The organism is Ruminococcus sp. (assembly GCF_017650195.1).
Lineage (GTDB): Bacteria > Bacillota > Clostridia > Oscillospirales > Ruminococcaceae > Ruminococcus.
On sequence record NZ_JAGCFH010000143.1, the window covers coordinates 1 to 11,292 of the forward strand.

Annotated in this window: 11 protein-coding genes; all 11 read right to left on the reverse strand. The window is 45.9% G+C overall.

Translation table 11 applies throughout. The annotated features are described in order from the left end of the window. Nucleotides 1-474, reverse strand: a 474-nt coding sequence (upp, locus tag J6U00_RS06600) for a uracil phosphoribosyltransferase (RefSeq protein ID WP_296580363.1), incomplete at its 3' end; no start/stop codon positions are given. Nucleotides 475-476: 2 nt separating this feature from the next. Next, nucleotides 477-1,058, reverse strand: coding sequence for a GNAT family N-acetyltransferase (locus tag J6U00_RS06605; RefSeq protein ID WP_296580365.1), 582 nt, complete (start codon nucleotides 1,056-1,058; stop codon nucleotides 477-479). Further along, entirely contained in the window at nucleotides 1,058-1,492 is a 435-nt protein-coding gene (gene rpiB, locus J6U00_RS06610) for a ribose 5-phosphate isomerase B (RefSeq protein WP_296580368.1), read from the reverse strand. Before rpiB ends, J6U00_RS06605 begins: the two co-directional genes overlap by 1 nt. 24 nt (nucleotides 1,493-1,516) lie before the next feature. Continuing rightward, nucleotides 1,517-2,203 carry a tRNA (adenosine(37)-N6)-threonylcarbamoyltransferase complex dimerization subunit type 1 TsaB gene (gene tsaB, locus J6U00_RS06615; RefSeq protein ID WP_296580370.1) on the reverse strand — a complete coding sequence of 229 codons (687 nt, stop codon included), beginning with the start codon at nucleotides 2,201-2,203 and terminating at the stop codon, nucleotides 1,517-1,519. Continuing rightward, nucleotides 2,184-2,624 carry a tRNA (adenosine(37)-N6)-threonylcarbamoyltransferase complex ATPase subunit type 1 TsaE gene (gene tsaE / locus J6U00_RS06620; protein WP_296580371.1) on the reverse strand — a complete coding sequence of 147 codons (441 nt, stop codon included), beginning with the start codon at nucleotides 2,622-2,624 and terminating at the stop codon, nucleotides 2,184-2,186. The genes tsaB and tsaE overlap by 20 nt, the downstream gene beginning before the upstream one ends. Before the next feature lie 3 nt (nucleotides 2,625-2,627). Then, nucleotides 2,628-4,301 (reverse strand): formate--tetrahydrofolate ligase, encoded by a 1,674-nt coding sequence (locus J6U00_RS06625; RefSeq protein WP_296580373.1) that lies wholly within the window; start codon nucleotides 4,299-4,301, stop codon nucleotides 2,628-2,630. 169 nt (nucleotides 4,302-4,470) lie between these two features. Further along, nucleotides 4,471-5,322: a carbohydrate ABC transporter permease gene (locus J6U00_RS06630; RefSeq protein ID WP_296580376.1), complete on the reverse strand. Its 852-nt coding sequence runs from the start codon at nucleotides 5,320-5,322 to the stop codon at nucleotides 4,471-4,473. Continuing rightward, nucleotides 5,310-6,305 carry a sugar ABC transporter permease gene (locus J6U00_RS06635; protein WP_296580378.1) on the reverse strand — a complete coding sequence of 332 codons (996 nt, stop codon included), beginning with the start codon at nucleotides 6,303-6,305 and terminating at the stop codon, nucleotides 5,310-5,312. Before J6U00_RS06635 ends, J6U00_RS06630 begins: the two co-directional genes overlap by 13 nt. Nucleotides 6,306-6,371: 66 nt before the next feature. Further along, nucleotides 6,372-7,850, reverse strand: a complete 1,479-nt coding sequence (locus J6U00_RS06640; protein WP_296580380.1) for a carbohydrate ABC transporter substrate-binding protein — start codon at nucleotides 7,848-7,850, stop codon at nucleotides 6,372-6,374. Nucleotides 7,851-7,898: 48 nt separating this feature from the next. Further along, complete coding sequence (gene xylA, locus J6U00_RS06645) at nucleotides 7,899-9,212, reverse strand: xylose isomerase (protein ID WP_296580383.1); 1,314 nt, start codon at nucleotides 9,210-9,212, stop codon at nucleotides 7,899-7,901. Between the two features lie 18 nt (nucleotides 9,213-9,230). Beyond that, nucleotides 9,231-11,292, reverse strand: a 2,062-nt coding sequence (locus J6U00_RS06650) for a glycoside hydrolase family 3 C-terminal domain-containing protein (protein ID WP_296580386.1), incomplete at its 5' end; no start/stop codon positions are given.

Genomic DNA, 11,292 nt, shown 5'->3' on the forward strand with positions numbered 1-11,292 from the left:
CATGAACTTGATATGCTTTGCACCCAGCTCCTTCATCTCTGTAATAGCTGTAACTGCAGAATTGCCTGTTGCCAGCATAGGATCAACGATAATAGTATCACGCTCGCTGATATCATCAGGAACCTTGGAATAATACTTCACGGGCTCATGTGTAACAGGATCGCGGAAAAGTCCGATATGACCTATCTTTGCAGCAGGAACGAGACTTGTAACGCCCTCTATCATACCGAGACCTGCACGGAGTATTGGTATGAAAGCAAGCTTTCTGCCTGAGATTATTTTTGTCTTTGCCACAGCAAGAGGAGTTTCAAGCTCTATCTCCTTGAGCGGGAGGTCTCTTGTTGCCTCATAGCAGATAAACATTGCTATCTCGGAAACAAGCTCACGGAACTCCTTTGTTCCTGTGTTCTTATCTCTTAAAAGTGAAATTTTGTGCTGAACCAGTGGGTGGTCAATGATGTGTAATTCTCCCATAGTTAGCAGCTCCTTTCATTAATAATATTCAAATAATTATCCTTTTCGATACAGTAGCATATCTCGCCTGCGCAGGCAGGATCAACGCCCTCATGAACAAAGCGCTGCACTGTATCGGTTTTATGCATAGCAGACTTTTCTAGGACACGTCCCGACTTGACATTTGCGGCTCTGTGATACGCTTCAAGCTTGTCAAAGTCCATAGTTCTGAAGCTATGAGCAACAAGACCTGCAAGTGCTTCTCCCGCATAGCCTTTTCCCCAGAATTCAGTGCCGATACAGTACTCTACCTCGGCAGTTCTGCAGTCATCCCAGACCTTGCAGAAGGCTATCTGTCCGATATTCCTGCCGCTTGAACGTTCAATCACAGCCCAGCGGTAGAAATCAGCCCTTTCATAGCCCTTGATGTAGCTGTCAAGGAGTCCCCTCACCTGTGCTTCATCAGTGTAGACAGGCTCGCCGTATTCGGTCTGTATTTCGGGAAGCGAAGCCCAGTTCTCCAGCATATCGCGCCAGTCACCGGCTTCGAATCTGCGGCATATGAGCCGCTCTGTCTCAAAGGGAACAGTTCCCGTATGCTTCATCACTTGTTTTCAAGAGCAGTGATAAGGTCAACTCTTCTCTGATAACGTCCGCCCTCGAACTCTGTTGTAAGGAATATCTCAGCCAGCTCGCATGCAAGTCCGGGACCGAGAGTTCTTGCGCCCATGCACATAACGTTTGCGTCGTTGTGCAGACGTGTGTACTTAGTCGAGAATGAATCAGCGCAGAGTGCTGCACGGATACCCTTTATCTTGTTGGCGGCAATTGACATGCCGATACCTGTTCCACAGATAAGTATGCCCTTTTCGCAGTTGCCGGAGGTTATCTCGCCGCAGAGCTTCTCTGCCATATTGGGGTAATCGCAGGGCTCTCCATTAGTACCCAGGTCTTTCACCTCAAAGCCCTTTTCGGTGAGGTAATCCCTGACCGTATTTTTCATTTCCACAGCAGCGTGGTCGCAGCCTATTGCTATCATGTTAAACATCTCCATTATATATTATCATTTATTTTTTGATTCCAGATCCTTTTCAGCCTTTACCTTCTGTAAATAGGATACTTCAAGCTGACCTGGCTCTGAAAGCTTTTTTGATATGCCAGCAAGGCACACTCCCACTGCGCTTTGCAGCCGTCCCTGCGGCGGCGCTATAATGAACGCAGGCGAAGTGTAGGTATTGTAAAAGTCGGCAGCTCCGTCTCCGCAGAGCATAGCCTCCTTGATGTTCAAAGCAAGGAACTCCGCAAGCTCATCCTGTGAGATTATCTGCTCCTCAGTAATCTGCTCTACGCAATAGCCATCGCTTTTATAGATACAGGTATAGACAAGCTCACCCCTTGCCTTCATAATTGCACATATATGTCCCTTATAAGCAAGGTTATTGCATGCAAGACCAAGTAGTGTAGACACGCCACAGCATTTTATGCCCAGCCCGAAACTGAGAGCCTTTACTGCCGCAACTCCAATTCGAAGTCCCGTATATGATCCTGGTCCGTTTGCTACAGCAATACCGCCAAGGTCGGAAAGCTCCTTTCCTGCCTGGGCCATTACGTCCTTAACCATGGGCATTATGACCTGTGAATGTGTCTTCTGTGTATAAACGGTACTCTGAGCTAAAAACAGCTCCCTATCCGAGTCAAAAAGAGCTGCGGACGCGGTCTTTCCTGATGTATCAATCCCAAGCAGCAGCAAATCTTCCACCGTCCTCGATAATTATTTCCCTGTCGTTTTCTCCAACGCTGTTTATAGTGATATATACAGTATCCTTCGGGAGAAACTCCGCAATATTCTCCGACCACTCCACGGCTGCCACATTGTCCTCGAAGGGATAGTCGTAAAAGCCTGTGGATTCAAGATCCTCCTCGGAGCTGATACGGTACATATCAAAATGATAAAGTGTCAGCTTATCGCCGCGGTACTCGTTAACAAGCGCAAATGTGGGAGAGGTAACACTGTCCCCAAGTCCCATGCCTATTGCAAGTCCACGGGTAAATGTGGTCTTTCCTGCGCCGAGACCGCCTTTATAGGCAATCATGTCGCCGGCTTTTAGAAATCTACCGAGTTTTTCCGCAGCCTTAATAGTCTCCGCCGGAGAATGAGTTATTATCTTCATATATCAGAAAAGTCCCGTGATATTTCCGTTTCCGTCGCAGTCGATGTCAAGTGCTGCCGGAGCCTTGGGAAGTCCGGGCATAGTGAGGATATCGCCGGTATATATTACAACAAAGCCTGCACCTGCGGAAAGTTTTGCATCACGGACGGTGATTTTGAAATTCTTCGGCTTACCAAGAAGATTTGGATTATCAGAAAGTGAATACTGCGTTTTCGCAACGCAGATGGGCAGATCCCAGAAGCCGATATTTTCAATCTCCTTTACTGCCTTTTCAGCCTGAGCCGTAAAGGTAACTCCGTCGGCACGGTATATCTCCTTTGCTATCTTCTCAACCTTGTCCTTTATTGTAGCATGAGTATCATAAAGTGGCTTGAACTCGTTTTCTCCGCAGAGCTCAATAGCATCACACACCTTCTTTGCAAGGTCTGTTCCACCTTCTCCACCCTTAGCGAATACCTCGCACATTGAAACCTCTACTCCCATATCAGAGCAGAAATTCTCAACGAACTTTACTTCCTCGTCAGTATCAGATGCAAATCTATTGATAGCCACTACTACCGGTATGTGATATTTGTGCAGATTCTCAATATGAGTCCTGAGGTTCTCGATACCCTTTTCAAGAGCCCACATATTTTCCTTTGCCAGGTCCTGCTTCTGCACTCCGCCGTTGTACTTCAGTGCCTTTATTGTGGCAACAAGTACGACGCATGAGGGAGAAAATCCTCCTACCCTGCACTTGATATCAAGGAACTTTTCAGCTCCGAGGTCTGAGCCGAAGCCTGCCTCGGTAACTATATAATCGCCGAGCTTGAGCGCAAGCTTCGTAGCTCTCAGTGAATTACAACCGTGAGCGATATTGGCAAAGGGACCACCATGTATGAAAGCAGGAGTATTCTCCAAAGTCTGCACGAGATTTGGCTTAAGAGCGTCCTTAAGAAGGGCGGTCATAGCTCCAGTACAGCCAAGTTCCTTTGCGTAGACAGGCTCTCCGCTGAGATTGTATGCAACAAGTATATTGCCAAGTCTTTCCTTAAGGTCGGATATATCAGAAGCAAGACAGAGTATGGCCATTACCTCTGAAGCAACGGTGATATTGAAGCCGTCCTCACGTGGAACGCCATTTGCTTTGCCACCTAGTCCGATAAGGATATTTCTTAGAGCACGATCGTTCATATCCATACAGCGCTTGAACATGATCCTACGCTGGTCTATTTTAAGCTCGTTTCCCTGCTGTAGATGATTGTCTATCATTGCGCAGAGAAGATTGTTAGCAGCTGTGATTGCGTGCATATCCCCTGTAAAGTGAAGGTTTATATCCTCCATAGGAACTACCTGGGCATAACCGCCGCCAGCTGCTCCGCCCTTCATACCGAAAACTGGTCCGAGTGAAGGCTCACGGAGAGCAAGCACCGACTTTTTTCCTATTCTTCTAAGAGCGTCGGAAAGTCCTACGCTTATTGTGGTTTTTCCTTCTCCGGCAGGAGTAGGATTTATAGCAGTAACTAAGATCAGCTTGCCATTTTCTTTATCAGCTAGCTTGGAAAAGAGCTTTTCCGAGAGCTTAGCCTTGTAATGTCCATAAGGTTCAATGTCATCTTCTTCTATCCCGAGACCGGCAGCGATCTCAGAAATACGCTTCATATCTGCGCTCTGTGCGATTTCGATATCTGACAGCATATTAGGTCCTCCGTATCAGTGTATTAATAAAGATATTATACCACATTTTTCAAATAAATGCAAGTTCTGAGGCAAAATATTAAGTCCTCCGCAACAAAGAAGGCTGCACGTTTTCAGTGCAGCCTTCAATGATTTAAGAAAGAAAATGTGATAACTTCAAGAATACAAATTAACCCTTTACACCGCCGAGAGCAACACCCTCGATGATATACTTGGACAGACAGAAGTACGCGATGAGAATCGGAACTACTGAAAGGAAGAGTCCAAGGTAAACCGTACCGTACTCAGTCTTGTAGGTATCACCCTTAAGGAGTGAAACCATCTGAGGCATTGTATACTTTTCCATTTTTGTAATGATTACCTGAGGCATAAACAGCTGGTTCCAGCTTGTTACAAAGGCAAATATTGCCTGTGTAGCCATAGCAGGCTTCATCATAGGAAGAACGATCTGGTTAAATATCCTGAATTCTCCAGCACCGTCGATTCTTGCCGACTGGAGTATCTCCATAGGAAGTGACGGTATCATATACTGCCTCATAAAGAATACGACCGTTGGTGCGGCGATTGCTGGAAGTATAAGCGGGAAGTATGTATTAGTCCAGCCTATCTTATAAACCATGTGGTAGAAACCGATACTGGATACCTGTGCAGGTATCATAAGTACTGCCATGATAAATGTAAAGAATGGCTTTCTTAATTTCCAGTCATAGGCAACAAGTGCAAAAGCTGTCATTGTTGAGAAATAAACAGTCAGCGCTGTTGTGCATACTGAGATAAGTAATGAATGCTCAAATCCCTTGATAGGATTAAAGCCCTTACCAAAGAGGTAGCTCCAGTTTATTCTCAGGTTTGAACCAGGAATAAGTGAAAGAGCATGCTGCTGAATCTGAGCAGAGCTTCTGGTCGAGTTGATTATCATGACCACAAACGGGAAAAGGCTCAGTACAGCAAGGAGAATACAAACCGTGTAAGCAACTATCCTGAACGCATAGGTACCCGGTTTTTTATTTACCACTGCCATTGATCTACTCCTCCTTTAGTTGCTCTTTTAGCTTCCTTCTTGGCCTTTTTGATTTCCTTTTCAAGCTTGATCTGATCCTTATCACGCATGATGAAGAAGAGAACGCCTGACATTATAGCAATTATTACCCAAACGATCATACTTGCAGCCGAAGCCTTGTTATACAGATATCTGCCTTCAAAGCCCTGAGTGTAAATAAATACCGCTGCAGTTTTAGTCGCGCCGTCGGGTCCACCTGCATTGTTGAACAGGTACGGGATATCGAACATATTAAGTCCGCCGACAAGGCTGGTAACCAATGTATAAAGTAATACAGTCTTTAAGTTAGGTATAGTGATTCGGAAGAAGGTTTGAACACCGTTCGCTCCGTCTATCTGAGCTGCTTCATAAATATCAGGGCTTATACCAAGTACACCTGAAACAAGCACTATCATCGTATTTCCATACCAGATCCAGAACTGGATAAATGCTACTATGATCCTTGAAGCAGTTGGGTTTACAAGGAAATAATAGCCTTTTTCACGCAGACCCAAGCTTATAAGAATATCGTTGATAGGACCAACAGGATATGCAAAGAAAGTCCTGAAAAGAATCGCAACTGTTGCAGCTGTAATGATGTTCGGCATATAGAAAACGACTTTAAAGAATCCTTTTCCCTTTATCTCATTTGTGTGTGAAGTGAACCACGCAGTAAGGAGAAGGGCAAGAGATATCTGAGGGACAAAGTTCATTATCCAAATAAGAACAGTATTCTTCAGAGATTTTCTGAAGGATTCGTTATTTATTACCGACTTGTAGTTCTCAAACGGCTCACTGAGGAATTTGAAATTATCAAGTCCCGTAGGTCCGTGACAGTCGGTGAAACCGAGAATCGCTGTAAAAATAGTTGGATACAGCGTAAAAATCAAAAAAGCAACAACAAAAGGAATACTGAATAGATATCCGTATTTCGAATAACTAACACCCTTAAGCTTCGTTTTCAAAGCCGTAAGCCTCCTTTATTTTTTGAAGAGGGCTGTACCGCAAAAGCGGTACAGCTCCTAAGAAAATTATTCTGCGTCAATACCAAGGTCATCAGCAACAGCCTGCTTGAAGTCCTTGAGAGCCTGGTCTCTTGTCTTCTGACCAGATGTGTACTGACGAACCTGATCACGCCAGTAGCTGTTGATCTTCTCATCGTACTGTGTGAGGTTCTTACCGTTTGCGAACTCACCAGCAGGGATGAATACATCGAACATATTCTGTCCACCGAGGAAGTCGAGTTTACCATCAGACATAGCCATTACTGTACCGGATGAAACTGCATCCTTTGTACCGTTAGGTCCGCTGTAAGTACCGTTAGCCCACATATACTGGAGACCATCCTTTGTGCAGTCAAGAGTTACCCACTCAAGGAACTTACCAATGAATTCCTTCTTGCTGTCTGCAACGTCCTTATTTGTAAGGAGCCATGTACCACCCCAGAAGAAGCCTACAGGAGGTTTACAGATTGCCCAGTCGCCATAAGTACCGATAGAAGTATCAAGTTCCTTGATAGCATCGCCGTTTTCGTCTGTCTTTCCTGTATCCTTCCAAGAACCGCTGTTCTCAGCAAGAGTGTAGTTAATGAGCCAAGCAGGTCCGAAGTAGCCGAATACCTTCTTAACTCCTTCGTCTCTCATATCAGCCTTCCAAGGCTCCTGCCAGTCTTCTGTATCGTTATGATATTCATTATCCTTAAGCGTCTTGGAGAGGTCAAGGAATGCCTCACGCTTAGGATCAATGTGGAGCTTATCGTTTACGATCCAGCCCTCGTCTGAGCTGTTCTCAACAGCGTGCCAGAGGTCACCGTCACCAGAAATGATAGCATAGCCTTTATCCTTGAGCTTCTGAGCAGCATCAAAGAACTTATCCCAGTTACCTGAACCTGCACCGATAGCACTCTCTACTGTATCCTGGTCATCGCTGCCGAATACATCTTTAGCGATAGAACGTCTGTAGATGTAAGCACCGCCTGTAGCCTGATAGTTAAGAGCAACTACATCGCTGCCTCTTGTACCGAGCTTAACTGCGTAGTCAGCTGTCTGAGCCTTCGCAATTCCGCCATCAACGTCAATGCCGAGATCCTTGTAAGGAAGAGCAAAATCCTTCATATCTCCCTGTGAGTACTTTGCAATGAATGCAGCCTCTGCACAGTAGATATCGGGAGCATCCTTGCCGCCGCCCTGAAGAGCCTTATCAAGAGCCGGCTGATATGCGCCGTCTGTTGTAGGGATGATTGTCTGCTCGTAGGTGTACTTTGCAGCTAAATCAGGGTTGAGATCCAGGAACTTCTTTAACATATCCGGAACTTCGTTTGTGAATGACCAGATGTTGATTGATACCTTTTCGCCGTTGTCGTCAACAGGCTTAGTAGTAGTCTGTGTGTCATCCTTCTTAGCAGTTGTTGTGTTACTGCTGCCTGCTCCCTCATCCTTATTGCCGTTATTGCAGGCTGTAAGAGATGCAAGGATTGCGAGTGCTGAAATGACCGATAATGCTTTTTTCATATTCGTGACCTCCATTTGAAAAATAGATTTAATTTCAATCAGTCTTTATTAAAGACTGAAAAGAACGTTATTTACGATAGACTCCAGCATTTCCTGTCTGCCACTTGAGAGTGAAGCTGTAACCTCGCCCTTTTCAAGAGCATACTTTTCAAGTGATGCGAAGTCTGCCTTGCCGGAGATGATATCTGCACCGATTCCTGTGTTCCATGAAGCGTATCTGTCAGCAACAAACTTGTCGATACGTCCGTCATCAATGAGCTTGAGAGCAGCTCTGAAGCCGAGTGCAAATGCATCCATACCTGCGATGTAGCTGTAGAAGATATCCTCGGGAGTGAAGCTGCCTCTGCGAGCCTTAGCGTCAAAGTTGAGACCACCGTTTGTGAAGCCGCCTGCCTTGATAACTTCATACATGCACATTGTTGTATCATAAATATTTGTCGGGAACTGGTCTGTATCCCAGCCAAGAAGCATATCGCCCTGGTTAGCATCGATAGAACCGAATACGCCGTTGTCTCTTGCAACGCGGAGCTCATGCTGGAATGTGTGCTGAGCGAGTGTAGCGTGGTTAGCCTCGATGTTCATTTTGAAGTCCTTGTCGAGACCGTACTTTCTCAGGAATCCGAGAACAGTAGCTGTATCGAAATCATACTGATGCTTTGTGGGCTCCTTTGGCTTGGGCTCGATGTAGAAATCGCCATTGAAGCCAATTGAACGTCCATACTCAACAGCCATCTTCATGAGACGAGCCATATTATCAAGCTCAAGACCCATGTTTGTATTGAGGAGAGTCTCGTAACCCTCACGGCCGCCCCAGAATACATATCCGTTACCGCCGAGCTTTACTGTAGACTCGAGAGCCTTCTTGATCTGTGCAGCAGAGAATGCAAATACATCAGCAGAAGGTGATGTGCCTGCACCGTGCATGAATCTCGGATGGTCGAAGCACTTAGCTGTACCCCAGAGACACTTCTTATCGCCCATAGCAGACTTCATATAGTCTGTAACGATATCGAGCTGAGCGTTTGTCTCCTTAAGATTGCCATACTCAGGTGAGAGATCGCGGTCATGGAAGCAGTAGTAATCAATTGAGAGCTTATCCATGATCTCTGCAGCAGCATCAACCTTTGCCTTTGCTCTGGCAGCGGGATCGCTCTGTCCCCATGACTTGTCTGTTGTACCGCAGCCGAACATATCTGTTCCGTCGCCGCCCATTGTGTGCCACCAAGAAAGTGCGAACTTGAGATGATCGCGCATCTTCTTGCCGTTAATCATTTCATCAGGGTTGTAGTACTTAAATGAAAGAGGATCTGTACTATCCTTACCCTTATACTCGATTTTTCCGATTTTGCTGAAAAATTCCATTTTATCCTCCATAATGTTTTATAAATTTATTTTCAGAGTAGTGCATTTCTTGCCGGTCAGCTTTTCGCTGAGCTCGTCAGGCTGTGATGTTCCTGCGTAGAGGGTGAACTCACTGCCTTCCTTTACCCATTCGCCCTTTTCATTGACTGCCATTGTAGACCTTTCGGGAAGAGTGATCTGTACGACCCTGCTCTCTCCCGCGTCAAGTGCGACTCTCTTGAAGCCGCAGAGGCTGTGGTTTGGAACTGCGTTCTCCGAATAACCTTTGATATAGAACTGAACTACATCCTCTGTCGCGCGTTTTCCAGTATTTGTGACCTTTACTGATGCAACGCCGTTTTCAAACTTTAGGTCGGAGCATTCTGTCTCCGAGTAGGTCAGTCCGAAGCCGAAGGGATAGAGTATATTGCCCCTGGCGTATCTGTAAGTACGGTTCTTCATGCTGTAATCCGAGAAATCGGGCAGCTTTGAAGCGTCTTCATAGAATGTTACCGGAAGCTTGCCTGAAGGAGATACCTTGCCGAAAAGAATATTGGCAAGAGCTCTTCCGCCGAGCTGTCCGGGATACCATGCGTGGATAAGTGCATCACAGTTAGCTTCAACATTTATCGCACTGCCGGCAGCAGTTACTATGATAACTGGCTTTCCTTTAGCCATGACCGTCTTAACAAGCTTTCTCTGTGACTCGGGAAGTCTCAAATCATTCTTGTCACCTGAAGAGAATTCATTTCCTGTATCCCCCTCTTCGCCCTCTATAGTAGCGTCAAGTCCGACAACAAGGACAACAAGATCAGAATGCTCTGCAATAATCTCAGCCTCTGCAAGTCTGTCATCAGGAAGACCGAGCTGCATACATCTGTCCTTATAAAGATGACATCCCTCGGAATAAATTACCCTGCCATCGAATGCCTCACGGATTCCTCTCAGGAATGTGACATATTCGTCAGCCTTACCGTTGTAGTTACCCTCAAGTGCGGGAACGCTGTCGGCATTGGGACCGATAACTCCGATAGTCTTATATTTTCCCTCTGTAAGAGGTAAAATACCATTATTCTTAAGAAGCACAATAGAACGCTCCGAACATTCGAGAGAGAATTTCTTGTGCTCATCGCAGGCTACGATATCGTAATTGAGTCCATCGAATTCGGTAGACTTGTCAAACATACCAAGCCTTACTCTCGTTCTCATCAGCTTTACACAGGATCTTCTGAGGTCCTCCTTGGTGATGAGTCCTTCATTATATGCGATAAGAAGGTGGAGATATGTATTGCCGCAATTGAGGTCGCAGCCAGCCTTGAGAGCCATAGCAGCAGACTCAGGAGCGGTCTTTGTAACGCCATGATTTGTATGGAAGTCTCTGAGAGCCCAGCAGTCGGAAACGAAATGTCCGTCGAAATTCCACTCCTTAAGCTTGCCCATAAGAAAGCTGCTTGCGCAAGCAGGCTCACCGTTAACACGGTTATACGCTCCCATTACGGTTTCAACCTTTGCTTCCTTTACAAGTGCTTCAAATGCGGCGATATATGTTTCAGTCATGTCCTTCATATTGGACTTTGCATCAAATTCATGTCTTGTTGCTTCGGGACCGCTGTGAACTGCAAAATGCTTTGCGCAGGCAGCTGTTCTGAGGACTTTTCCGTCGCCCTGAAGGCCCTTAGTGTATGCAACACCGAGTCTGGAAGTAAGGAACGGATCCTCACCGTAGGTCTCCTGACCTCTTCCCCATCTCGGATCTCTAAATATATTAACATTAGGCGACCAAAGTGTAAGTCCCTTATATATATCACGGTCACCGTGTGCCGAATACTCGTTATATTTTGCTCTCGCTTCAACAGAAGTTATCTCTCCTGCCCTGCGTACAGCATCTTCATCAAACATTGCCGCAAGTCCTATCGTCTGAGGAAACATAGTAGCTGTTCCCGCTCTTGCGACTCCATGTAAGCCCTCGCTCCACCAATTATAAGCCGGTATCCCCAGTCGTTCTACCTTCGGAGCATCATACTTGAGCTGTTCAGCCTGTTCCTCGACTGAAAGCCTGTCCGTAATATCCTCGGCTCTTTCAAGTGCGGATAATGCTTCA